This window comes from Pseudomonas sp. P2S-1, assembly GCF_057197725.1.
Window position 1 is genome coordinate 4,957,968 of record NZ_CM170068.1, and the last position, 24,025, is coordinate 4,981,992.

Annotated in this window: 23 protein-coding genes and 1 pseudogene; 13 read left to right on the plus strand and 11 right to left on the minus strand. The window is 65.5% G+C overall.

Features of this window, described 5'->3' with window-relative positions:
• Positions 1-9: 9 nt before the first annotated feature.
• The 13 genes from AC2CQI_RS22260 (at position 10) to AC2CQI_RS22320 (ending at position 15,739) form a co-directional block, all read left to right on the plus strand.
• Positions 10-861, plus strand: coding sequence for an ABC transporter permease (locus AC2CQI_RS22260; protein ID WP_075804892.1), 852 nt, complete (start codon positions 10-12; stop codon positions 859-861).
• Positions 858-1,688 carry a quaternary amine ABC transporter ATP-binding protein gene (locus AC2CQI_RS22265; protein ID WP_484577904.1) on the plus strand — a complete coding sequence of 277 codons (831 nt, stop codon included), beginning with the start codon at positions 858-860 and terminating at the stop codon, positions 1,686-1,688. The genes AC2CQI_RS22260 and AC2CQI_RS22265 overlap by 4 nt, the downstream gene beginning before the upstream one ends.
• A gap of 8 nt (positions 1,689-1,696) precedes the next feature.
• On the plus strand, positions 1,697-3,220 hold the full coding sequence (locus tag AC2CQI_RS22270) for an HAL/PAL/TAL family ammonia-lyase (RefSeq protein ID WP_075804890.1): 1,524 nt from the start codon (positions 1,697-1,699) through the stop codon (positions 3,218-3,220).
• 21 nt (positions 3,221-3,241) lie between these two features.
• Positions 3,242-4,777: a histidine ammonia-lyase gene (gene hutH / locus AC2CQI_RS22275; RefSeq protein WP_484577905.1), complete on the plus strand. Its 1,536-nt coding sequence runs from the start codon at positions 3,242-3,244 to the stop codon at positions 4,775-4,777.
• A 14-nt stretch (positions 4,778-4,791) separates the two neighbouring features.
• Entirely contained in the window at positions 4,792-5,997 is a 1,206-nt protein-coding gene (hutI, locus tag AC2CQI_RS22280; protein ID WP_484577906.1) for an imidazolonepropionase, read from the plus strand.
• 9 nt (positions 5,998-6,006) lie between these two features.
• Positions 6,007-6,807 carry an N-formylglutamate deformylase gene (gene hutG / locus AC2CQI_RS22285; RefSeq protein ID WP_484577907.1) on the plus strand — a complete coding sequence of 267 codons (801 nt, stop codon included), beginning with the start codon at positions 6,007-6,009 and terminating at the stop codon, positions 6,805-6,807.
• Positions 6,808-7,002: 195 nt separating this feature from the next.
• Positions 7,003-7,977 carry a prolyl aminopeptidase gene (gene pip, locus AC2CQI_RS22290; protein WP_075804886.1) on the plus strand — a complete coding sequence of 325 codons (975 nt, stop codon included), beginning with the start codon at positions 7,003-7,005 and terminating at the stop codon, positions 7,975-7,977.
• Entirely contained in the window at positions 7,974-8,411 is a 438-nt protein-coding gene (gene dtd / locus AC2CQI_RS22295) for a D-aminoacyl-tRNA deacylase (protein ID WP_075804885.1), read from the plus strand. The genes pip and dtd overlap by 4 nt, the downstream gene beginning before the upstream one ends.
• A 264-nt stretch (positions 8,412-8,675) precedes the next feature.
• A complete protein-coding gene (locus tag AC2CQI_RS22300; protein ID WP_081430305.1) occupies positions 8,676-10,418 on the plus strand; it encodes a glucan biosynthesis protein G in 1,743 nt (580 codons plus the stop codon).
• The gene (gene mdoH, locus AC2CQI_RS22305) at positions 10,411-12,984 is read left to right on the plus strand and encodes a glucans biosynthesis glucosyltransferase MdoH (protein WP_484577908.1); all 2,574 of its coding nucleotides are present in this window, start codon (positions 10,411-10,413) and stop codon (positions 12,982-12,984) included. Before AC2CQI_RS22300 ends, mdoH begins: the two co-directional genes overlap by 8 nt.
• 187 nt (positions 12,985-13,171) lie before the next feature.
• Positions 13,172-13,972 (plus strand): transporter substrate-binding domain-containing protein, encoded by an 801-nt coding sequence (locus AC2CQI_RS22310; protein WP_484577909.1) that lies wholly within the window; start codon positions 13,172-13,174, stop codon positions 13,970-13,972.
• 77 nt (positions 13,973-14,049) lie between these two features.
• Positions 14,050-15,012: an amino acid ABC transporter permease gene (locus AC2CQI_RS22315; protein ID WP_484577910.1), complete on the plus strand. Its 963-nt coding sequence runs from the start codon at positions 14,050-14,052 to the stop codon at positions 15,010-15,012.
• Positions 15,005-15,739 (plus strand): amino acid ABC transporter ATP-binding protein, encoded by a 735-nt coding sequence (locus AC2CQI_RS22320; protein WP_484580655.1) that lies wholly within the window; start codon positions 15,005-15,007, stop codon positions 15,737-15,739. Before AC2CQI_RS22315 ends, AC2CQI_RS22320 begins: the two co-directional genes overlap by 8 nt.
• A gap of 118 nt (positions 15,740-15,857) precedes the next feature.
• On the opposite strand, the gene AC2CQI_RS22325 is transcribed toward AC2CQI_RS22320, so the two are convergent.
• The 11 genes and pseudogenes from AC2CQI_RS22325 to ubiE form a co-directional block, all read right to left on the minus strand.
• Complete coding sequence (locus AC2CQI_RS22325; protein WP_484580656.1) at positions 15,858-16,730, minus strand: methyl-accepting chemotaxis protein; 873 nt, start codon at positions 16,728-16,730, stop codon at positions 15,858-15,860.
• 30 nt (positions 16,731-16,760) lie between these two features.
• A pseudogene (locus AC2CQI_RS22330) lies at positions 16,761-17,774 on the minus strand (methyl-accepting chemotaxis protein); the annotation flags it as partial.
• Between the two features lie 146 nt (positions 17,775-17,920).
• Entirely contained in the window at positions 17,921-18,628 is a 708-nt protein-coding gene (locus AC2CQI_RS22335; RefSeq protein WP_484577911.1) for a 16S rRNA (uracil(1498)-N(3))-methyltransferase, read from the minus strand.
• The gene (tatC, locus tag AC2CQI_RS22340; protein ID WP_075804879.1) at positions 18,625-19,416 is read right to left on the minus strand and encodes a twin-arginine translocase subunit TatC; all 792 of its coding nucleotides are present in this window, start codon (positions 19,414-19,416) and stop codon (positions 18,625-18,627) included. The genes AC2CQI_RS22335 and tatC overlap by 4 nt, the downstream gene beginning before the upstream one ends.
• Positions 19,413-19,838 carry a Sec-independent protein translocase protein TatB gene (gene tatB, locus AC2CQI_RS22345; RefSeq protein WP_484577912.1) on the minus strand — a complete coding sequence of 142 codons (426 nt, stop codon included), beginning with the start codon at positions 19,836-19,838 and terminating at the stop codon, positions 19,413-19,415. The genes tatC and tatB overlap by 4 nt, the downstream gene beginning before the upstream one ends.
• Positions 19,839-19,842: 4 nt before the next feature.
• On the minus strand, positions 19,843-20,115 hold the full coding sequence (locus tag AC2CQI_RS22350; RefSeq protein WP_484577913.1) for a twin-arginine translocase TatA/TatE family subunit: 273 nt from the start codon (positions 20,113-20,115) through the stop codon (positions 19,843-19,845).
• A gap of 26 nt (positions 20,116-20,141) precedes the next feature.
• The gene (locus AC2CQI_RS22355; protein WP_009397764.1) at positions 20,142-20,477 is read right to left on the minus strand and encodes a phosphoribosyl-ATP diphosphatase; all 336 of its coding nucleotides are present in this window, start codon (positions 20,475-20,477) and stop codon (positions 20,142-20,144) included.
• A gap of 2 nt (positions 20,478-20,479) precedes the next feature.
• On the minus strand, positions 20,480-20,872 hold the full coding sequence (hisI, locus tag AC2CQI_RS22360) for a phosphoribosyl-AMP cyclohydrolase (protein WP_009397765.1): 393 nt from the start codon (positions 20,870-20,872) through the stop codon (positions 20,480-20,482).
• A 73-nt stretch (positions 20,873-20,945) separates the two neighbouring features.
• Positions 20,946-22,550, minus strand: coding sequence for a ubiquinone biosynthesis regulatory protein kinase UbiB (gene ubiB, locus AC2CQI_RS22365; protein WP_484577914.1), 1,605 nt, complete (start codon positions 22,548-22,550; stop codon positions 20,946-20,948).
• On the minus strand, positions 22,547-23,170 hold the full coding sequence (locus AC2CQI_RS22370) for a ubiquinone biosynthesis accessory factor UbiJ (protein ID WP_075804875.1): 624 nt from the start codon (positions 23,168-23,170) through the stop codon (positions 22,547-22,549). The genes ubiB and AC2CQI_RS22370 overlap by 4 nt, the downstream gene beginning before the upstream one ends.
• Positions 23,170-23,940, minus strand: a complete 771-nt coding sequence (ubiE, locus tag AC2CQI_RS22375; RefSeq protein WP_075804874.1) for a bifunctional demethylmenaquinone methyltransferase/2-methoxy-6-polyprenyl-1,4-benzoquinol methylase UbiE — start codon at positions 23,938-23,940, stop codon at positions 23,170-23,172. Before ubiE ends, AC2CQI_RS22370 begins: the two co-directional genes overlap by 1 nt.
• Between the last annotated feature and the right edge of the window lie 85 nt (positions 23,941-24,025).

Sequence of the window (24,025 nt, forward strand, 5' to 3'; positions counted from 1 at the left end):
GTGAGTCCTATGTTCCCCGAAAAACTTACCTTCTCCATCGCCGACTGGGTCAACGGCTGGGTCGATGCGCTGGTGACCAACTACGGTGATGTGTTCCGGCAGATCTCCGACACCCTGCTCTGGGCCATCGTCAACCTCGAAGGCCTGCTGCGGGCCACGCCCTGGTGGCTGATGCTGGCGATTGTCGCCGGTATCGCCTGGCATGCCACCCGTCGCGTGCTGCCGACTCTGGTGATCGTCGGCCTGCTGTTCCTGGTAGGGGCCGTGGGGCTGTGGGACAAACTCATGCAGACCCTGGCGCTGATGCTGGTGGCGACGCTGATCTCGGTGCTGATCGGCATCCCCTTGGGGATCCTGTCCGCGCGCAGCAACCGCCTGCGTTCGATCCTCATGCCGCTGCTCGACATTATGCAGACCATGCCCAGCTTCGTGTACCTGATCCCGGTGCTGATGCTGTTCGGCCTGGGCAAGGTGCCAGCGATCTTCGCCACGGTGATCTACGCCGCACCGCCGTTGATCCGCCTCACCGACCTGGGCATCCGCCAGGTCGACGGCGAGGTCATGGAAGCGATCAACGCCTTCGGCGCCAACCGCTGGCAGCAGCTGTTCGGCGTGCAGTTGCCGCTGGCCCTGCCGAGCATCATGGCCGGGATCAACCAGACCACCATGATGGCCCTGTCGATGGTGGTGATCGCCTCGATGATCGGCGCCCGTGGCCTGGGCGAGGACGTGCTGGTGGGCATCCAGACCCTGAACGTCGGCCGCGGCCTGGAAGCCGGGCTGGCAATCGTGATTCTCGCGGTGGTGATCGACCGCATTACCCAGGCCTACGGCCGGGCGCGGCATGAGGTGAGCAAATGAGTACGGCGGCGATGAACAAGATCGAAGTGAAGAACGTGTTCAAGATCTTCGGCCAGCGGCACGAGGAAGCGCTGCAACTGATCCGCGACGCCCAGAGCAAGGAGCAGGTGCTGGCGAAGACCGGCTGCGTGGTCGGAGTCAACGACCTGTCGCTGTCCATCGGTGCCGGCGAGATCTTCGTGATCATGGGCCTGTCCGGCTCCGGCAAATCGACCCTGGTGCGCCACTTCAACCGCCTGATCGACCCCACCAGCGGGGCGATCCTGGTGGATGGCGAGGACATCCTGCAGTACGACATGGAAGCCCTGCGCCAATTCCGCCGGCGCAAGATCAGCATGGTGTTCCAGAGCTTCGGCCTGCTGCCGCACAAGACCGTGCTGGACAACGTCGCCTACGGCCTCAAGGTGCGTGGCGAGAGCAAGCAGCTGTGCGCCGAGCGCGCCCAGCACTGGATCACCACCGTGGGCCTGAAAGGCTACGAGAAGTCCTACCCGCACCAGCTGTCCGGCGGCATGCGCCAGCGCGTCGGCCTGGCCCGGGCCCTGGCGGCGGACACCGACATCATCCTCATGGACGAAGCCTTCAGCGCCCTCGACCCGCTGATCCGCGCCGAGATGCAGGACCAGTTGCTGGAACTGCAGAAGACCCTGAACAAGACCATCGTCTTCATTACCCATGACCTCGATGAAGCCGTGCGCATCGGCAACCGCATCGCGATCCTCAAGGACGGCCGCCTGATCCAGGTCGGCACGCCGCGGGAGATCCTCCATTCGCCGGCCGACGAATACGTCGACCGCTTCGTCCAGCGCCGCGCCGCCACCGTATGAGGACCGCCATGCAGCAACCCGAGAATGTCGTGATCGCCGACGCCCCGCTGCGCTGGCAGGACATCGTCGCCGTGGCCCGCCACGGTGCGCGCCTGACCCTGGCCGACAGCGCCTGGGCGCGGATCGAGAATGCCCAGGCCATCGTCCGCCGTATCGTCGACAGTGGCGAGCGGGCCTATGGCGTCAACACCGGCCTCGGCGCCTTGTGCAACGTGGCCCTGGAAGGCGAGCAACTGAGCCGGCTGTCGAGCAACACCCTGCTCAGCCACGCCTGCGGCGTCGGGCCGGTGCTGGCCGACGAGCAGACCCGGGCGATCATCTGCGCCGCCATCGTCAACTACAGCCACGGCAAGTCAGGGATCCAGCGGCCGGTGGTGGAAATGCTCCTGGCCCTGCTGGAGCGCGGGATCACCCCGCAGGTGCCGTCCCAGGGCTCGGTGGGTTACCTGACCCACATGGCCCATGTCGGCATCTGCCTGCTGGGCGTGGGCAAGGTCAGTTATCGCGGGCGGATCGTCGAGGCCGCCGAAGCGCTGGCCGAGGAAGGCCTGACGCCGGCGGTACTGGGGGCGAAGGACGGCCTGTGCCTGGTCAACGGCACGCCGTGCATGACCGGCCTGAGCTGCCTGGCTTTGGCTGACGCCACCCACCTGCTGCACTGGGCCGATATCGTCTCGGCCATGAGTTTCGAGGCGTTGCGCGGGCAGATCGCTGCGTTCGATGCCGAGATCATCGCCCTCAAGCCGCACCCGGGCATGCAGCAGGTCGGCGCCAACCTGCGCGCCCTGCTCGACGGCAGCGAAGTGATCGCCAGCAGCAAGGGCATCCGCACCCAGGACGCCCTGAGCATCCGTTCCATTCCCCAGGTTCACGGCGCGGCGCGGGACCAGCTGGCCCACGCGACGCAACAGATCGAGACCGAACTCAACTCCGCCACCGACAACCCGCTGCTGCTGGGCACCCCGGACAACTTCCGGGTGATGTCCCAGGCCAACCCCCACGGCCAGTCCGTGGCCATGGCCGCCGACCTGCTGGCGATCGCCGTGGCCGAGACCGGCTCGATTGCCGAGCGCCGCCTGGATCGCCTGGTCAACCCGCATGTCAGCGGGCTGCCGGCGTTCCTGGTCAGCGAGCCGGGGGTCAACTCCGGAATGATGATCGTCCAGTACGTCGCCGCCTCGCTGTGCGCCGAAAACCGCCAGCTGGCGCAGCCGGCGGTTGTGGATAACTTCGTTACCTCGGGCCTGCAGGAAGACCACCTGAGCCTCGGCACCAGTGCCGCGCTCAAGCTGCACAAGGCCCTGGAAAACTGCACGCAGATCCTCGCCATCGAGTATTTGCTGGCGGCCCAGGCCTTCGAATTTCTCAAGGAGCAGCGCTTTGGCGCCGGCACCCAACGCGCCTGGCAGTTGCTGCGCGAACAGGTTCCGGCCTACCAGCAGGACCGCTGGCTGGCGCCGGACATCGCCCGCGCGGCCGCATTGCTCAAACAGCCGCAGGGCCCGCAGTCCGTGCTGCCGACCCTGCTCTGACCTCATACAAGGAGCCTGAACATGCAAGTCTTCAACCTGATTCCCGGCCAGGTCAGCCTCGCCGAACTGCGCGGCATCTATAACACCCCGGCACGCCTGAGCCTGGTGGCCAGCGCCGCGGCGCAGATCGATGCCAGCGTTGCCTGCGTCGAGCAGATCCTCGCCGAGGACCGCACCGCCTACGGCATCAACACCGGTTTCGGCCTGCTGGCCTCGACCCGCATCGCCAGCCACGACCTGGAAAACCTCCAGCGCTCGCTGGTGCTGTCCCATGCCGCCGGGATCGGCGCGCCGCTGGACGACGCCATGGTGCGGTTGATCATGGTCCTGAAGATCAACAGCCTGAGCCGGGGTTTCTCCGGGATCCGCCGGGTGGTGATCGATGCGCTGATCGCCCTGGTCAATGCCGAGGTCTACCCGCATATCCCGCTGAAAGGCTCGGTCGGGGCGTCTGGCGACCTGGCGCCGCTGGCCCATATGTCGCTGGTGCTGCTTGGTGAAGGCAAGGCCCGGCAGAAGGGCGAATGGCTGTCGGCGGTGGATGCCTTGGCTGTTGCCGGCCTGAAGCCGCTGACCCTGGCGGCCAAGGAAGGGCTGGCGCTGCTCAACGGCACCCAGGCCTCGACCGCCTACGCGCTGCGCGGGCTGTTCGAAGCCGAAGACCTGTTCGCTGCCGCCATCGCCTGCGGTGGTCTGACGGTCGAGGCCGTGCTGGGCTCGCGTTCGCCGTTCGATGCGCGCATTCATGCCGCCCGCGGCCAGCGCGGGCAGATCGATGCGGCGGCCTGCTACCGCGACCTGCTCACCGACGGCACCGAGGTGTCCGCCTCCCACGAACATTGCGGCAAGGTCCAGGACCCGTACTCCCTGCGCTGCCAGCCGCAGGTCATGGGCGCCTGCCTGACCCAGCTGCGCCAGGCCGCCGAAGTGCTGGCCATCGAGGCCAACGCCGTCTCCGACAACCCGCTGGTGTTCGCCGAGCAGGGCGATGTGATCTCCGGAGGCAACTTCCACGCCGAGCCGGTGGCCATGGCCGCCGACAACATGGCCCTGGCCATTGCCGAGATCGGCTCGCTGAGCGAGCGGCGCATCTCGCTGATGATGGACAAGCATATGTCCCAGCTGCCGCCGTTCCTGGTGGAAAACGGCGGGGTCAACTCCGGCTTCATGATCGCCCAGGTCACCGCCGCGGCCCTGGCCAGCGAGAACAAGGCGCTGTCGCACCCGCACAGCGTCGACAGCCTGCCGACCTCGGCCAACCAGGAAGACCACGTGTCCATGGCTCCGGCCGCCGGCAAGCGCCTGTGGGAGATGGCCGAGAACACCCGTGGCGTCCTCGCCATCGAATGGCTCGGCGCCTGCCAGGGCCTGGACCTGCGTACCGGGCTGAAGAGCTCGGCCAAGCTGGAAGAGGCGCGCAAGATCCTGCGTGACCGCGTACCGCACTACGACAAGGACCGTTTCTTCGCTCCGGATATCGAGATCGCCGTGGAACTGCTGGCCGAAGGTCGCCTGACCGGCCTGCTGCCGGCCGGCGTGCTGCCGAGCCTGGGCTGAACGGAGGGAAAACGATGAAGACCCTCTGGCAGCACTGCCATGTGGCGAGCATGGCCAACGGCAGCTACTCGATCATCGAGGACGCGGCGATCGTCACGTCCAACGGGCATATCGACTGGATCGGGCCGCGTGGCTCGCTGCCGGACCTGGATATCGGGCAGCGGGTCGACCTGGGCGGCGCCTGGGTCACCCCGGGGCTGATCGACTGCCACACCCATACGGTGTTCGGCGGTAACCGCAGCGGCGAATTCGAACAGCGCCTGCAGGGCGTCAGCTACGCCGAAATCGCCGCCCAGGGCGGCGGTATCGCCAGCACCGTGCGCGCTACCCGCGCCGCCAGCGAGGACGAACTGTACGCCAGCGCCCTGCGCCGGGTACGGGCGCTGATGCGCGATGGGGTGACCACACTGGAGATCAAGTCCGGCTACGGGCTGGATCTGGAAAACGAACGCAAGATGCTCAAGGTCGCCCGCCGCCTTGGCGAGAGCCTGCCGCTGACCGTGCGCGCCACTTGTCTTGCGGCCCATGCGCTGCCGCCGGAGTACAAGGACCGCAGCGACGACTACATCGCCCATATCTGCGAGGTGATGCTCCCGGCCCTGGCCGCCGAGGGGCTGGTGGACGCGGTGGATGCCTTCTGCGAGTACCTGGCGTTCTTGCCGGCGCAGGTCGAGCGGGTGTTCATCAAGGCACGGGAGCTGGGCCTGCCGGTCAAGCTGCATGCCGAGCAGTTGTCGTCCCTGGCCGGGTCGAGCCTGGCGGCGCGTTATCACGGGTTGTCCGCCGATCATCTTGAGTTCATGACCGAGGACGACTGCATCGCCATGGCCGCTGCCGGCACCGTCGCCGTGCTGCTGCCCGGTGCCTTCTATTACCTGCGGGAAACCCAGCTGCCGCCGATGGATGCCCTGCGCAAGCACGGGGTGAAGATCGCCATTGCCAGCGACCTCAACCCCGGCACCTCGCCGGCGCTGTCGTTGCGGCTGATGCTGAACATGGCCTGCACCCTGTTCCGCATGACCCCGGAAGAGGCGCTGGCGGGGGTGACCACCCATGCCGCCACGGCGCTGGGGCTGGGGCACAGCCATGGCTCGCTGGAAGCGGGCAAGGTCGCCGACTTCGTGGCCTGGGCTATCGAGCGCCCGGCCGACCTGGCGTACTGGCTCGGCGGCGAACTGGACAAGCGCGTGGTCCGCCACGGCGTCGAACTGACTGATTGAGGCATGACGATGGACAAGGTTCTGAGTTTTCACCAGGGCAGGCTGCCGCTGCTGGTCAGCATGCCGCACGCCGGCCTGAAACTGACCCCGGCGGTGCGTGACGGCCTGGTGCCGGCGGCCCGCAGCCTGCCGGATACCGACTGGCATATCCCCCGGCTCTACGACTTCGTCCGCGAGATGGGCGCCAGTGTGGTGGTGGCGGAGTATTCGCGCTTCGTCATCGACCTGAACCGGCCCGAGGATGACCAGCCACTGTATGTCGGCGCGACTACCGGATTGTTCCCGGCGACGCTGTTCGATGGCGAGCCGTTGTTCGAGGAAGGCAAGGTGCCGTCGGCGGCGGAGCGGGCGGAGTATCTGGAGGCGATCTGGAGGCCGTACCACGACACCCTGCGCAACGAGCTGGCGCGGTTGAAGGCGGAGTTTGGTTATGCGCTGCTGTGGGATGCGCACTCGATCCGCTCCCTTGTGCCGCATCTGTTCGACGGGAAACTGCCGGACTTCAACCTGGGGACGTTCAACGGGGCGAGTTGTGACCCCGAGCTGGCCGAGCGGTTGAAGGCGGTGTGTGCCGGGGCGCCGGACTACACCCATGTGCTGAACGGGCGCTTCAAGGGCGGGCATATTACCCGGCATTACGGCGATCCGACCGGGGATATCCATGCGGTGCAGCTGGAGCTGGCGCAGAGCACTTATATGGAAGAGGTGGAGCCGTTTGCCTATCGGGAGGATCTGGCGGGGCCGACGCAGGTGGTATTGCGGGGATTGCTCGAAGAGGTTCTGGCCTGGGCTCAGCGGCGATACGACTGACGCCATCGCTGGCAACGCCAGCTCCCACAGTGTCCGCGGCGCCGCCGAACCCTGTGGGAGCTGGCTTGCCAGCGATGAGGCCCCTGAGAGCAGCACATGGTTACCTGAAGAACACTTGACCCAACGGGGCATGCTCAAAGCGCATTTCGGGTTTATGATGCCCAACGGCAGAATAATTCCCACACGGAGTGCGTAATGCAGACCTTGTACCCACAGATCAAACCCTACGCCCGGCACGATCTGGCAGTCGAAGCACCGCATGTGCTGTACGTCGATGAAAGTGGTTCACCGGAAGGTCTGCCGGTGGTGTTCATTCACGGTGGCCCCGGTGCCGGCTGCGATGCCCAGAGCCGCTGCTACTTCGACCCCACCGTCTACCGCATCATCACCTTCGACCAGCGCGGCTGTGGCCGCTCCACGCCCCACGCCAGCCTGGAAAACAACACCACCTGGCACCTGGTCGAAGACCTCGAGCGCATCCGCAAGCACCTCGGCATCGAGAAATGGGTCCTGTTCGGCGGCTCCTGGGGCTCGACCCTGGCCCTGGCCTACGCCCAGACCCATCCCGAGCGCGTCCATGGCCTGATCCTGCGCGGCATCTTCCTCTGCCGTCCGCAGGAGATCGACTGGTTCTACCAGACCGGTGGCGCCAGCCGCCTGTTCCCGGACTACTGGCAGGACTACATCGCGCCGATCCCGGTGGACGAACGCGACAACCTGGTCCAGGCCTTCCACAAGCGCCTGACCGGCAACGACCAGATCGCCCAGATGCACGCGGCCAAGGCCTGGTCCACCTGGGAAGGCCGCACCGCGACCCTGCGCCCGAACCCGCTGGTGGTCGATCGCTTCTCCGAGCCGCAGCGCGCCCTGTCGATTGCCCGCATCGAATGCCACTACTTCGTCAACAATGCCTTCCTCGACGAAAACCAGCTGATCCGCGACATGCCGAAGATCGCCCACCTGCCGGCGGTGATCGTGCATGGCCGCTATGACGTGATCTGCCCGCTGGACAACGCCTGGGAACTGCACCAGGCCTGGCCGAACAGTGAATTGAAGGTGATCCGCGACGCCGGCCACGCCGCCTCCGAGCCGGGCATCACCGACGCCCTGGTGCGCGCCGCCGAGCAGATGGCCCGGCGCCTGCTCGACCTGCCTCTGGAAGAAGCGTGAAGGGCCTGCTGCAACGGGTGCGTGGCGCCCGGGTGGAAGTGGAAGGGGAGATCGTCGGTTCCATCGATCAGGGCCTGATGGTGCTGGTCGCCGTGGAACCCGGCGACACCCCGGAACACGCCGACAAGCTGCTGCACAAGCTCCTCAACTACCGGGTCTTCAGCGACCCGCAGGGCAAGATGAACCTCTCCCTCAAGGACATCGACGGCGGCCTGCTGCTGGTGTCCCAGTTCACCCTGGCCGCGGACACCCGCAGCGGCCTGCGCCCGAGCTTTTCTACCGCCGCGCCGCCGGCCCTCGGCGCCGAGCTGTTCGACTACCTGCTGGCCCAGGCGAGGCTCAAGCACGGCACTGTCGGCAGCGGTCGCTTCGGGGCCGACATGCAGGTTCACCTGGTCAATGATGGCCCCGTAACATTTATGTTACAAATATGAAGACAAAAATCCCCTTGTTTGCAGGAAAACAAGGGGTTTAGCAGCAAAAATAGTTGGCTGGCCCTGATGCGTTGTAACGCAGCCTGCTAGATAATCGCGCGCTACACAGGGCCGGCGTTCGACGGCCTGTTTACCTTGACTCGAGAACTGTCCGGAACCGTTTGGGGAATCATTGAGCCCTTTCGGAGTCCGAACAGTGCTCGCCAACCCGGCATGTGTCGCTGGCCGTTGGTTCTTTAGATCAGTATTCGGCGAGGGTTGCTCGTGATTGTAAGTCCCTTTGATGCTCCAAGAATGCCTGCCAGCCGGCTGCGCAAGGCCCTGATCGCGGGTTCGGCACTGATGTGCCTGCTCGGCTCCGGCCAGCTCTGGGCGTTCAACCTTGACGACGTGGCGGCCAAGGCGAAGGACCTGGCCGGACAGAAGTACGAAGCCCCGAAAAGCAATCTGCCGGCCGTGTTCCGCGACATGAAGTTCGCTGACTACCAGAAGATTCATTTCCGCACCGAGAAAGCCGAGTGGGCCGGGGAGAAGACCCCGTTCGAGCTGTCCTTCTATCACCAGGGCATGCACTTCGATACGCCGGTGAAAATCAATGAAGTCACCGCCACCACCGTCGAAGAAATCAAGTACGACCCGAGCCGCTTCGACTTCGGCGACCTGCAGTTCGATGCCAAGGCCACCGAGAAGCTCGGCTACGCCGGTTTCCGCGTTCTCTATCCGATCAACAAGGCGGACAAGCAGGACGAAATCATGACCCTGCTCGGCGCCAGCTACTTCCGCGTGGTCGGCAAGGGCCAGGTGTACGGCCTGTCGGCCCGCGGCCTGGCGATCGACACCGCGCTGCCGTCCGGCGAGGAATTCCCGCGCTTCACCGAGTTCTGGGTCGAGCGCCCGAGCGCCAACGACAAGCACCTGGTGATCTACGCCCTGCTGGATTCGCCGCGCTCCACCGGTGCCTACAAGCTGATCCTGCGTCCGGGTTCCGACACCATCGTCGATGTGCAGTCGAAAGTCTTCCTGCGTGACCACGTCAGCCGCCTGGGCATCGCCCCGCTGACCAGCATGTACCTGTTCGGCAGCAACCAGCCGTCCCGCGTGCCGAACTACCGTCCTTCGCTGCACGACTCCGAAGGCCTGTCGATCCATGCCGGCAACGGCGAATGGCTGTGGCGTCCGCTGAACAACCCGAAACACCTGGCCGTCAGCAACTTCAGCGTCGAGAACCCGCGTGGCTTCGGTCTGCTGCAGCGCAACCGCGACTTCGGCTTCTTCGAAGACCTGGATGACAACTATCAGAAGCGTCCGAGCACCTGGATCGAGCCGAAGGGCGACTGGGGCAAGGGCACCGTCGACCTGGTCGAGATCCCGACCGCCGACGAGACCAACGACAACATCGTGGCCTTCTGGAGCCCGGAGAAGCTGCCGGAGCCAGGGACCCCGATCGAATACGAATATCGCCTGCACTGGACCATGGACGAGTCCGAGTTCCACTCGCCTGAGCTAGGCTGGGTCAAGCAGACCATGCGTTCCACCGGCGACGTCAAGCAATCCAACCTGATTCGCCAGCCGGACGGCAGCGTGGCCTTCCTGGTCGACTTCGAAGGTCCGGCCCTGGCCAAGCTGGCGCCAGATACCGCGGTGCGTACCCAGGTCAGCCTGGACGACAACGCGGAGCTTGTGGAAAACAACCTGCGCTACAACCCTGAAATCAAGGGCTGGCGCCTGACCCTGCGGATGAAGGTCAAGGATCCGGGCAAGGCCGTGGAAATGCGCGCCGCCCTGGTTCGCGATGTGCCGGTCGAGCCGGCCAAGCCTGAAAAGCAGGAAGAGCCGAAGAAACAGGAAAAACCTGCGAAGCATGACAAGGCCGCGGCGAAAACCGCGAAGGCCGAGCAACCTGCCGAGCAGCCTGCCGCCGACGCGGCGCCCACCACCGAGGCCCCGGCCACCACCGAACAGGTGCTGACCGAGACCTGGAGCTATCAGTTGCCTGCCGATGAGTAACTCTTCAGCACGGCCGGAACCGCTCGTCGAGTATCTGGCCCACCTACCACTGAGCGATGAGCAACGGGCGGAACTCGCCCGCTGCAACTCGTTCAGCGAGTTGCACCAGCGCCTGTCGGTGCATCCGGCACCTGCCGATGCCGAGTCCCCCCAGGGCTCGGTCGGCAGCCGGCTGAACCTGCTGACCGCAACCGATATGGAAGAGGTCGAGATGCTCGGCCTCGACGCCAACGGCCGGGTTTGCCTCAAGGCGACCCCGCCGATCCGCCGGACCCGGGTCGTCCCGGAGCCATGGCGGACCAACATCCTGATCCGCGGCTGGCGCCGGCTGACCGGGCGCACCAACGCCCCGGCCCCGGAAAAGCGCGAGCTGCCGGCCGCGCGCTGGCGCTGGGTCGGCTCCATGCGCCGCTATATCCTGCTGGCCCTGATGATCGGCCAGACCCTGGTCGCCGGCTGGTACATGAAGGGCATCCTGCCTTATCAAGGCTGGTCCTTCGTCGACCTCGACGAGGTGATGCACCAGCCGCTGCTGCAGACCGCGGCGCAGGTCTGGCCGTATGCCTTGCAGACCAGCATCCTGATCCTCTTCGGCATCCTCTTCTGCTGGGTCTCGGCCGGTTTCTGGACCGCGCTGATGGGCTTCCTCGAACTGCTCACCGGGCGCGACAAGTACCGTATTTCCGGAAGCAGCGCCGGCAACGAGCCGATCGAGAAGGGCGCCCGTACCGCGCTCGTCATGCCGATCTGCAACGAAGACGTGCCACGGGTGTTCGCCGGCCTGCGCGCCACCTTCGAGTCCGTTGCCGCCACCGGTGACCTGGACCGCTTCGACTTCTTCGTCCTCAGCGACACCAACGACACCGACATCGCCGTTGCCGAGCAACAGGCGTGGCTGGATGTCTGCCGCGAAACCAACGGTTTCGGGCGGATCTTCTACCGTCGCCGGCGTCGCCGCGTGAAGCGCAAGAGCGGCAACCTCGACGACTTCTGCCGTCGCTGGGGCAGCGACTACCGCTACATGGTGGTGCTCGACGCCGACAGCGTGATGAGCGGCGAATGCCTCACCAGCCTGGTGCGCCTGATGGAAGCCAACCCGGACGCCGGGATCATCCAGACCGCGCCGAAGGCCTCGGGCATGGACACCCTGTATGCGCGCATGCAGCAGTTCGCCACCCGCGTGTACGGCCCGCTGTTCACCGCCGGCCTGCACTTCTGGCAGCTGGGCGAGTCGCACTACTGGGGCCACAACGCGATCATCCGCATGAAGCCCTTCATCGAGCACTGCGCCCTGGCGCCGTTGCCGGGCAAGGGCGCCTTTGCCGGTGCGATTCTTTCCCACGACTTCGTCGAAGCCGCGCTGATGCGCCGTGCCGGCTGGGGCGTGTGGATCGCCTACGACCTGCCGGGCAGCTACGAAGAACTGCCGCCGAACCTGCTTGATGAACTCAAGCGCGACCGGCGCTGGTGCCACGGCAACCTGATGAACTTCCGCCTGTTCCTGGTCAAGGGCATGCACCCGGTGCACCGTGCGGTGTTCCTCACCGGGGTGATGTCGTACCTGTCGGCGCCGTTGTGGTTCTTCTTTCTGGTGCTGTCGACGGCCTTGCTGGCGACCAACACCCTGATGGAGCCGCAGTACTTCCTCGAACCACGGCAGCTGTACCCGCTGTGGCCGCAGTGGCACCCGGAGAAGGCTATCGCGCTGTTCTCCACCACCATCGTGCTGTTGTTCCTGCCCAAGCTGCTCAGCGTCATCCTGATCTGGGCCAAGGGCGCGAAGGAATTTGGCGGGCGCATCAAGGTGACCCTGTCGATGCTCCTGGAGATGCTGTTCTCCATGCTGCTGGCGCCGGTGCGGATGATCTTCCACACCCGTTTCGTCCTCGCCGCGTTCCTCGGCTGGGCCGCGACCTGGAACTCGCCGCAGCGTGACGACGACTCCACGCCGTGGAGCGAAGCGGTACGCCGCCATGGCCCGCAGACCCTGCTGGGCGTGGCCTGGGCCCTGCTGGTGGCCTGGCTGAACCCGAGCTTCCTGTGGTGGCTGGTGCCTATCGTCGGTTCGCTGACCCTGTCGATCCCGGTCTCGGTGATCTCCAGCCGGGTCAACCTGGGCCTGCGTGCCAAGGACGAGAAGCTGTTCCTGATTCCCGAGGAGTACTCGACGCCGCAGGAACTGCTGGCGACCGACCAGTACACCCACGAGAACCGCTGGCACGCGCTGAAGGACGGTTTCGTCCGCGCCGTGGTCGATCCGAAGCAGAACGCCCTGGCCTGCGCCCTGGCCACTGCCCGTCACCGCGAGGCGGCGCCGATCGAGACACTGCGCGCCGAGCGTATCGCCAAGGCCCTGCAGGTCGGCCCGTCCGGGCTGGACGGCAACACCCGCCTGGCCCTGCTCAGCGACCCGGTGGCCCTGGCCCGCCTGCACGAGCAGATCTGGGCCGAGCAGACCCCGGCCTGGCTGGACGTGTGGCGCAAGTCCATCGCCAGCGATCCGCACTCGCCGCTGCTGCCGTTGCACCCCGAGCCGGCGCCGCAGCCGGCCCTGGCCAACGCCTGACCCGCAACGGGGCGACATTCGTCGCCCCGTTGCGTTTTCTGGTATCAATAAGTAACAAAGTCTTCACGGACGCTAGGTCCCGTGCCGCTCATGCGTTAGCATCCCACCCCGACTATGGCGCGTCGTCTGTAGGACTTTTCGCGCACACAATAAAATTCGAGCGGTTTTCTGTTTGGGGGAAGTGGTGATGTTCAAAAAGTATCTGTCGATGCTGCTGGCCGGCGTCGCGGCCACCGTGGCGGTGTGCTCCGCCCAGGCTGGCGTGATCGATGACGCGACCAAGCGCGGCACCCTGCGCGTCGGCATGGACCCGACCTACATGCCCTTCGAGATGACCAACAAGCGCGGTGAGATCATCGGCTTCGAAGTGGACATCCTCAAGGCCATGGCCAAGTCCATGGGCGTCAAGCTGGAACTGGTTTCCACTGGCTACGACGGCATCATCCCGGCCCTGATGACCAACAAGTTCGACATGATCGGCAGCGGCATGACCCTGACCCAGGAGCGCAACCTGAAGCTGAACTTCAGCGAGCCCTTCATCGTCGTCGGCCAGACCCTGCTGATCCGCAAGGAACTGGAAGGCAAGGTCAAGTCGTACAAGGACCTGAACAGCGCTGAGTACCGCCTGACCTCCAAGCTGGGGACCACCGGCGAGATGATGGCCAAGAAAATGATCAGCAAGGCCCAGTACCACGGCTACGACAACGAGCAGGAGGGCGTGCTGGACGTGGTCAACGGCAAGGCTGACGCCTTCGTCTACGACGCCCCGTACAACGTCGTGGCCCTGACCAAGGTCGGCAACGGCAAGCTGGTCTACCTGGAGGAGCCGTTCACCTACGAGCCGCTGGCCTTCGGCCTGAAGAAAGGCGACTACGACAGCATCAACTTCATCAACAACTTCCTGCACCAGATCAAGCACGACGGCACCTACGAGCGGATCCACGACAAGTGGTTCAAGAAGACCGAGTGGCTGAAGGACATGGAATAAGGCCCAGGCTCCACGCCCAGGCTTGAAACCCGACGCGCAGGCTTGTCCTGCGCGTTCGCATTTACGGAACCCTCAACGTGATCAAACACAAGAAAGCCCAGTGGCCCTGGCACGGGCTGACCGCGCTGGTCCTGGTCGGACTGGCGGTGAGTCTGTATTTCGCCACCTCGATGATTTCCTACGAGTGGCGCTGGAACCGTGTGCCGCAATACTTCGCCTACCAGGCCGAAGAAGCCCATCGCGCTGCCGGCTACGGCACGGTGCAGGAGATCGTGCGCAAGGGCGACACTGCCGTGGTGACCCTGCGTGATGAAGACGGCAACGACCAGGTGCTGGAAGTCGACCAGGCCAGCGTGCAGCTGTCCCAGGGCGACGATGTAGCCGAAGGCGACGTGATCGGCCTGACCCACCACTGGGCCGCCGGCCCGCTGGCCTGGGGTCTGTGGACCACCATCTGGATCTCCGTGGCGTCGGGCATCGCCGGCCTGGTGATCGGCCTGTTCGCCGGGCTGTGCCGCCTGTCGAGCAACCCGACCCTGCGCGACCTGTCCACGGTCTACGTCGAACTGGTGCGCGGTACGCCGCTGCTGGTGCAGATCTTCATCTTCTACTTCTTTATCGGCACGGTGCTCAACCTGTCCCGGGAGTTCGCCGGGGTCGCGGCGCTGGCGCTGTTCACCGGTGCCTACGTGGCCGAGATCGTCCGCGCCGGCGTGCAGTCGATCGCCAAGGGCCAGAGTGAAGCGGCGCGCTCGCTGGGCCTGAATGCCTCGCAATCGATGCGCCACGTGGTTCTGCCGCAGGCGTTCAAGCGCGTGCTGCCGCCGCTGGCCGGGCAGTTCATCAGCCTGGTCAAGGACACCTCGCTGGTCTCGGTGATCGCCATCACCGAACTGACCAAGAGCGGCCGCGAGGCGATCACCACCTCGTTCTCCACCTTCGAGATCTGGTTCTGTGTCGCCGGGCTGTACCTGCTGATCAACCTGCCGCTGTCGCACTTCGCCAGCCGGCTCGAGCGGAGGCTTGCGCAAAGTGATTGAAGTCTGTGATCTGACCAAAGTCTTCGACACCCGCGGCATGGTCGTGCGGGCTGTGGATAACGTCACCACCCAGGTCGCCCGTGGCGAAGTGCTGGTGGTGCTGGGCCCGTCGGGTTCGGGCAAGTCGACCTTCCTGCGCTGCCTCAACGGCCTGGAATCCTTCGACTCTGGCAGCGTGGCCATCGATGGTCTGCAACTGGCTGACCCGAAGACCGATATCAACGCCTATCGCCGTGAAGTCGGCATGGTGTTCCAGCACTTCAACCTGTTCCCGCACATGACCGTGCTGGAGAACCTGTGCCTGGCGCAGAAGGTCGTGCGCAAGCGCGGCAAGGCCGAGCGCGAGGCCAAGGCGAAAGCCTTGCTGGAGAAGGTGGGCATCGGGCAGAAGGCCAACGAATACCCGTCGCGGCTCTCCGGTGGCCAGCAGCAGCGCGTGGCGATTGCCCGGGCGCTGGCGATGGACCCGAAGGTGATGCTGTTCGACGAGCCGACGTCGGCGCTCGACCCGGAAATGGTCGGCGAAGTGCTGGATGTGATGAAGACCCTGGCCCAGGAAGGCATGACCATGGTCTGCGTGACCCATGAAATGGGCTTTGCCCGGGAAGTGGCGGACCGGGTGTTGTTCTTCGATCACGGGAAGCTGCTGGAGGATTCGCCGCCGGAGGCGTTCTTTACTGCTCCCAAGGACCTGCGGGCACAGGCCTTCCTCCGCCAGGTTCTCTAAGCTCTATCGCTCTTCCGGGCCCTATCGCTGGCAAGCCAGCTCCCACAGGTTCAGCGGTGCACGCGATACCTCTGGGAGCTGGCTTGCCAGCGATGAGGCCATCAGCCACACCGATGGGTTACAGGCGGAACCGCGATACCAGCGACTGCAAATGCGTCCCCAAGCGCGCCAGTTCCACGCTGGACGCCGCCGTCTCCTCACTCGCCGACGCCGTCTGATCCGACACATCCCGCACATTCATCACGCTGCGGTTGATCTCTTCCGCCACCGCGCTCTGTTGTTCCGCCGCCGCCGCGATCTGCTGGTTCATCGCCTGGATCGACGACACGGTCCTGGTAATGGTCTCCAGCGAAACCCCGGCACTGCGGGTCAACTGCACGCTGCTGTCGGTCAGGTTCCGGCTGTTGTCCATCACCGCCGCCACCTGCTGGGTGCCGTTCTGCAACCCGGCGATCAATTGCTCGATCTCTTCGGTGGACTGCTGGGTGCGCTGCGCCAGGCTGCGTACTTCATCCGCGACCACGGCAAACCCGCGACCCGCTTCACCGGCCCGGGCCGCTTCGATGGCCGCGTTGAGCGCCAGCAGGTTGGTCTGTTCGGCCACCGACTTGATCACGTCCAGTACGCTGCCGATCTTCGCGCTTTCGGCCTTGAGGTCATTCATGGCGGTGCTGGAGTTACCGACTTCCTTGGCCAGGCGCTCGATCTGGGCAATGGCCTGGGCCACCACGCGATCACCTTCGCGGGCCTGGTTGTCGGCCATCTTCGCGGCTTCGGAAGCCTCTTCGGCATTGCGGGCCACTTCATGCACGGTGGCGGCCATTTCGTTCATGGCGGTGGCGACCTGGTCAGTTTCCACCTTCTGGTTGTTGACCCCGGCGCTGGTCTGCTCGGTCACTGCGGACAGTTCCTCGGCAGCACTGGCGATCTGGGTGACGCCATCGCCAATCCCGCCGATCAGCTCCCGCAGGCTCAGGGTCATGCGCTGCATGCTGCGCTGCAACTGGCCCAGCTCGTCACGCCGCTGCTCGTGGAGGTCGTGGCTGAGGTCGCCGCTGGCGATGCGGTCCACGGCGGTCAGGGTCTGGCGCAGCGGGATGACGATCTGCCGGGTGATCGCCCAGGCGGCCAGGATGCCGAAGGCCAGGGCGAGCAGGGTGGCGAGGCCAAGCATGGACTTGGCATGCTCGGTTTCGGTGTCGCGAATCTTGGTCTGGGACTGGGTCAGCTCGCTGCTCAGGTCGAGCAGGCGGGTGCCCAGCTTGCCCATCTCGGCCAAGGCCTTCTCGCCGGCTGACTGGGCGGCGCCTACCTGGACCACCGCGCCGCGGTAGGCATTCAGGGCCTCGGCAGTCGCGACCAGGCTGGCCTGATGTTGCGCCGGCACCTTGCCCGGCAGCGACTTGATCAGCGCCAGCGCCTCGTCGATGGCGGTCAGTGCGGTGGCCTGGAACTCATCCTTGCCGCTGTAGGTGTAGCCGCGTACCTGGAAACGCGCCTGTTGCAGCAGCTTTGCCGTCTCGACCGCGTTGTTGAACACCACGATGTCACCGTCCTGCAGCAGGGCTTGCTGGACCTGGTCGAGCAGCGCGGCAGCCTGGTCGGCGCTGCTGCCGAGAATGGCACGGGCGGCCTCGCGGGCGTCTGCAGCGCGCTTGAGGTCGGCGAAGGCGCTTTCATAGGCGCGGACCGTCTGCTCCTGGTCAGCGAGACGCTTGCTGTCCTGAGGCTCCTTGACGCCCTTGCTGACCCGTTGCAGGGTCGTGGCCAGCGACGCCAGGGCCTGTTCCACCTGGGCGGTGGAGGCGGCGTCACGGTTGTGCTCGTAGCTCTGCCGGGCGATACGCAGGACCTGGGTGCCCTGGTACACCTCTGAGATCTCGCCGAGCTTGTCACCCCGGCCGATCACGCCGCTCAGGCCTTGCCAGCCGGTGAAGGTGATGGCGAGGGTCAGCAGCAACACGATGCTGAAGCCGATCCCCAGTTTGCGATTGACGCTCACATTGCCCAGGTGCAGGGCCATCCAACGGTACATACGGTCACTCCGGTTCTGTCAGGCGAGGCAGATTTCTAGGCTGTGTTCCTGAATCGGCTCGCCGTGACAAAACTGAAGATGGCAAAAGCGTCTAAACCGGGGCTAAAGAGGTAGCCAATAGTCCTATAGACCGTGTGGGAAAGCGCTTAGAAAAGACGGGCGAGCAGGGCGGTGACGGCTGTTTCCACGCGCAGGATGCGATCACCGAGCTGCACCGGGGCGAGCCCGGCCTTGCCCAGCAGGTCGATCTCGTAAGGAATCCAGCCGCCTTCCGGCCCGATGGCCAGGGTCACCGGCTCATCGACGCCGCGCGGGCAGGGCGGGTGATTGCCAGGGTGGCCGACCAGGCCGAGGGTGCCGGCGGCGATGGCCGGCAGGCGGTCCTCGACGAAGGGCTTGAAGCGCTTCTCGATGATGACTTGCGGCAGCACCGTGTCACGGGCTTGTTCCAGGCCGAGGATCAGGTTCTCGCGGATGTTCTCCGGGTCGAGGAACGGCGTCTGCCAGAAGCTCTTTTCCACCCGGTAGCTGTTGACCAGCACCAGCCTGGCCACGCCCATGGTGGCGATGGTCTGGAACACCCGGCGGAGCATTTTCGGTCGCGGCAGGGCGAGCACCAGGGTCAGCGGCAGCTTGGCCGGCGGAGCCTGGTCGAAGCTCAGTGACAGTTCGGCTTCATGGCCTTCCAGGCGCTCGACCCGGGCCTGGCCCATCCGCCCGCCAATGCGCCCGACCCGCAGGCTGTCGCCCACGGCCACGCGGTGGATCTCCTGCATATGGGTGAAGCGGCGGTCGCTCAGGACCGCACGGTCGGCCGAGATGAAATCGGCCTCCTCGAGCAGCAACAGGTTCACGGCTGGGTCGCTGGCGGCTGGTCGTCCGGGGTGTCGTCGCTGGCTTGTTCTTCCTGGCGGCGCTTGCGCACCAGGCCGCCGAACAGCACGCCGATCTCGAACAGCATCCACATCGGCACGGCCAGCAGGGTCTGCGAGAAGATGTCCGGCGGAGTCAGGATCATGCCGACCACGAAGCAGCCGATGATCACGTACGGGCGGATCTTGCGCAGGTACTGCACGTCCACGACACCGATCCACACCAGCAGGACCACGGCCACCGGGATCTCGAAGGCCACCCCGAAGGCGAAGAACAGGGTCATGACGAAATCGAGGTAGCTGGCGATGTCGGTCATCATCGACACGCCTTCGGGCGTGGCGCTGGCGAAGAAGCCGAAGATCAGCGGGAAGACCAGGAAGTAGGCGAAGGCCATGCCGGCGTAGAACAGCAGGATGCTGGACACCAGCAGCGGGATCGCCACGCGCTTTTCATGGCGGTACAGGCCGGGCGCGATGAAGCCCCAGATCTGGTAGAGGATGAACGGGATCGCCAGGAACAGCGAAACGATCATGGTCAGCTTGAACGGCGTGAGGAACGGCGAGGCCACGTCGGTGGCGATCATCGTCGCGTTGGCCGGCAGGTGCGCGCGCAGCGGCGCCGAGACCAGGGTGTAGATCTGCTGGGCGAAGGAGAACAGCCCGGCGAAGATCAGGAAGACCGCCGCCACGCAGCGCAGCAGGCGGGTCCGCAGTTCGGTGAGGTGCGACACCAGCGGCATCGGCTGGTCGTGTTCCGGGATCTCGCTCATGGGGCTCGCGGCGGTTGGGTCGGTTCGGTGGGCGGCGGGGTGACGGGGGCCGGTTCAGGAGTGACGACAGGGGTTACCGGCGGTACGGGCGCAACAGGCGCCACGGGGGCAGGCTCGGCTGCCACCGGGGGCACCGGCTCGCTACCGGGCGTGGTGGCCGGGTCCGGGGTCACGCTCTGTGGATTGAGGATGCGCCGGGCTTCCTGCTCCATCGAGAGGATGTGCTCGTTGTGCAGTTGCCGGCGGATCTCGTCGGCGCCGATCTCGCGCTCCACTTCCTGCTTGATGGAATTGAAGCTGCGCTTGAGCCGCCCGATCCACAGGCCGGCGGTGCGCGCCGCGCCGGGCAGGCGCTCGGGGCCGAGCACCACCAGGGCGACCAGGCCGACGAGCAGCAACTCGCTGAAGCTGATGCCGAACATGGGATCACTCTTTCCTTGCAGGGTCCTGGACCTTCTGCGCCTGGCCGTCGAAGGTTTGCGGCTGGTTCAGCGGGGCGCCCTGCGGTGGTACCGGCTGGGAAGGTTGCGCGGCCTGGACGTTCGGGTCCGCCGGCTTCTCTTCTTCGTTCATGGCCTTGCGGAAGCCCTTGATGGACTCGCCCAGGTCGCTGCCGAAGTTCTTCAGCTTCTTGGTGCCGAAGACCAGCACGACCACGACCAGCAGGACGATCCAGTGTTTCCAGTCAAAAATACCCATGGTGCTTTCCTCGAATGTAGTGTCAGTTAGGCCGATGGCTGGCGAGCGGCTTTTTCGTCATGGCCGGACAGGCCGAAGCGGCGTTCCAGCTCGGCCAGCACGGCCTGCGGGTGTTGGCCCAATGCACTGAGCATGACCAGGCTATGGAACCACAGGTCGGCGGTTTCATAGATGACATCGCTGCAGTCGCCGCTGACGGCGGCGTCCTTGGCGGCGATGATGGTTTCCACCGATTCTTCGCCGACCTTCTCAAGGATCTTGTTCAGGCCCTTGTGGTACAGGCTGGCGACGTAGGAACTGTCGGGGGCCGCGCCCTTGCGGGCTTCCAGTACTTCGGCCAGGCGGCTCAGGGTGTCGCTCATGTTCAGTGTCCTGCGTTGTAGATGGCGTCCGGGTCCTTCAGGACCGGGTCGACGATTTTCCACTGGCCGTCTTCGAAGACGCGGTAGAAGCAGCTTTCGCGGCCGGTGTGGCAGGCGATATGACCCAGTTGCTCGACCATCAGGATGATCACGTCGGCGTCGCAGTCCAGGCGCAGCTCATGCAGTTTCTGCACATGGCCGGACTCCTCGCCCTTGCGCCACAGTTTGCCACGGGAGCGCGACCAGTAGATGGCGCGCTGCTCGGCGGCGGTCAGGGCCAGGGATTCGCGGTTCATCCAGGCCATCATCAATACGCGCCCGGTCTTGTGGTCCTGGGCGATGGCCGGTACCAGGCCGTTGCTGTCCCACTTGATCTCGTCCAGCCAGTCTTTCATGTTCGACTCCCAAATCAGGCCACGGCCCCGCGCCGATGCCGGCGGCTAGTGTGCCAGCCGCTGGCCGTCGTGGCTATCGGCGAACCACCAGGTAGAGCCCCGCCGCCAGCATCAGCCAGGCCGGCCAGACGCTGGTGGCTACGAAGTTTTCCGCGCCGGTGGCGAGCACCGCGCCACCGCCCAGCAGGGCAGCACCGAGCAGGCGCAGGGCCCAGTGGTCCTGCTGCTTCCACGGGGCCGGCGGGTCGTTGAGGTGCGGCTGCGACATGCGCTCGAGCAGGTCGCGGGTCATGTTGGCCAGGTGCGGCACCTGCTCGACCTGGCTGTGCAGGTTCTGCAGCAGGGTTTTCGGGCTGACCCGGTCGCGCATCCAGCGTTCGAGGAACGGCTGGGCGGTGCTCCACAGGTCCAGGTCCGGATACAACTGGCGGCCCAGGCCTTCGATGTTCAGCAGGGTCTTCTGCAGCAGCACCAGTTGCGGCTGCACTTCCATGTTGAAGCGCCGCGCAGTCTGGAACAGGCGCATCAATACCTGGCCGAAGGAGATGTCCTTCAGCGGTTTTTCGAAGATCGGCTCGCACACGGTGCGGATCGCCGCTTCGAACTCGTTGAGCTTGGTCTGCGCCGGGACCCAGCCGGAATCGATGTGCAGCTGCGCCACGCGGCGGTAGTCGCGCTTGAAGAAGGCGAACAGGTTGCGCGCCAGGTAGTCCTGGTCTTCCGGGGTCAGGCTGCCGACGATGCCGCAGTCGATGGCAATGTACTGCGGGCTCCACGGCTTCACGGTGCTGACGAAGATGTTGCCGGGGTGCATGTCGGCGTGGAAGAAGCTGTCGCGGAACACCTGGGTGAAGAAGATCTCCACGCCGCGCTCGGCGAGCATCTTCATGTCGGTGCGCTGGTCGGCGAGGGTCTCCAGGTCGGTGACCTGGATGCCGTAGATGCGCTCCATCACCAGCACCTTCGGCCGGCACCAGTCCCAGTAGACCTGGGGCACGTACATCATGTCCGAGCCTTCGAAGTTGCGCCGCAACTGGCTGGCGTTGGCCGCCTCGCGAAGCAGGTCGAGCTCGTCGTAGATGGTCTTCTCGTAGTCGCTGACCACGTCCACCGGGTGCAGCAGGCGGGCATCGGCCGAGACCCGCTCGGCGCCGCGGGCAATCAGGAACAGCCAGGCCAGGTCCTGGGCGATCACCGGCTTGAGGCCGGGACGCACCACCTTGACCACCACTTCCTCGCCGCTTTTCAGGCGGGCGGCGTGGACCTGGGCCACCGAGGCCGAGGCCAATGGCTCGACGTCGAAGCGGGCGAACACTTCGCCGACCTTGGCACCCAGTTGCTCTTCGATCAGCGCCACGGCCTTTTGCGGGTCAAAGGGCGGGACGCGGTCCTGCAGCAGCATCAGCTCGTCGGCGATATCCGCCGGCAGCAGGTCGCGGCGGGTGGAGAGCAACTGGCCGAACTTGATGAAGATCGGCCCGAGGTCCTGCAGGGCCAGGCGCAGGCGTGCACCACGGCTGAGGTCGAGCTTCTTGCGCGGCAGCCAGCGCCACGGCATCAGCAGCCGCAGGGAGGCCAGCCACCAGGGCAGGGGCAGGTCGAACAGCAGGTCATCGAGACGGTAGCGGATTACGACGCGCTGGATGCGCAACAGACGGCGGACGGCGAGCAGCTTCATGCGTTATCGCTGGATTCAAGGGATCGGGCAAGGCGCTCGAGGCGCGCCTCGAGGCGTTCAATGTCGAGCTTGAGGCTGTCGAGCTCTTCGAAGCGGGCTTCGGCTTCGCGCAGGCCCACCAGGGTGCGCGACTCTTCGGCCAGGTATTCGGAGGCGGTACGGCCCAGGCTGGACAGGCTGTCGCGGGTCCAGCGGGCGCGGCTGCGCAGGTGGCTGCCGAGCAGTTGGGTGGCCACCGGGCCGAGCCAGCGGGAGACTTCGTACTCCCAGTCCAGCTCCAGGTCCTGGAGCACGCCGAACAGGTCGAGCAGCACGGTGCTGTCACCGTCCAGCTCGACCTGCGGGCTGTGCAGCACGGCGGTCTTGTCCTGGCTCAGGGCCAGTTGCACCAGGCTGCTGGCCGGGGCACGCAGGGTACAGTCGGCGGGGCTGGCCCACTGGCTGGCCAGGAGCAGGCCTTCGTCGCTGGGCAGGACGAACAGTTGCAGGGCCGGCTGGCGGCAGTCGATGGCAATCACCTTGCCATCGAGCGGGGCCAGGCGCGGCAGCGCGGTGCTGTCCAGGCGCAGGACACGGTTGAGGCCGTGTTCGACGCTGGCGAGAAGGCCGGCGATGAGCATCAGGGCTTGATACCGCGGTGCAGGGCAACGATGCCGTTGGTCATGTTGTGGTAGGTGACGCGGTCGAAGCCGGCGTCGACCATCATGGCCTTGAGGGTTTCCTGGTCGGGGTGCATGCGGATCGATTCGGCCAAGTAGCGATAGCTTTCCGAGTCGTTGGTGATCAGCTTGCCGGCCAGCGGCATGAAGGCGAACGAGTAGGCGTCGTAGACCTTGGACATCAGCGTGCTGGTGGGTTTGGAGAACTCCAGCACCAGCAGGCGGCCACCGGGCTTGAGCACGCGCAGCATGGAGCGCAGGGCTTCGTCCTTGTGGGTCACGTTGCGCAGGCCGAAGGCGATGGTCACGCAGTCGAAATGGTTGTCCGGGAACGGCAGTTTTTCCGCATCGGCCTGGACGAACTCGACGTTGCCGGCCACGCCCAGGTCGAGCAGGCGGTCACGGCCGACCTTGAGCATCGAGGCGTTGATATCGGCCAGCACGACCTGGCCGGTAGGGCCGACCAGGTGGGAGAACTTGCGGGTCAGGTCGCCGGTACCGCCGGCAATGTCCAGCACCCGGTTGCCGCTGCGCACACCGGACAGCTCGATGGCGAAGCGTTTCCACAGGCGGTGCATGCCCACGGACAGCACGTCGTTCATCAGGTCGTACTTGGCGGCTACCGAATGAAAGACCTCGGCGACCTTGTCGGCTTTCTGGCTTTCAGGAACGCTCTGGTAACCGAAATGAGTGGTGGGTTCGGCGTTATCGCCTTTGCGCTGCTCGTTCATATCGCTTCACCGGGAAAAATTACTCGCCATTCTAGGGCGTGCGACTGCATTTGTCTTGGCGGGGTTGTCGCGGCTGGAGGCGGGG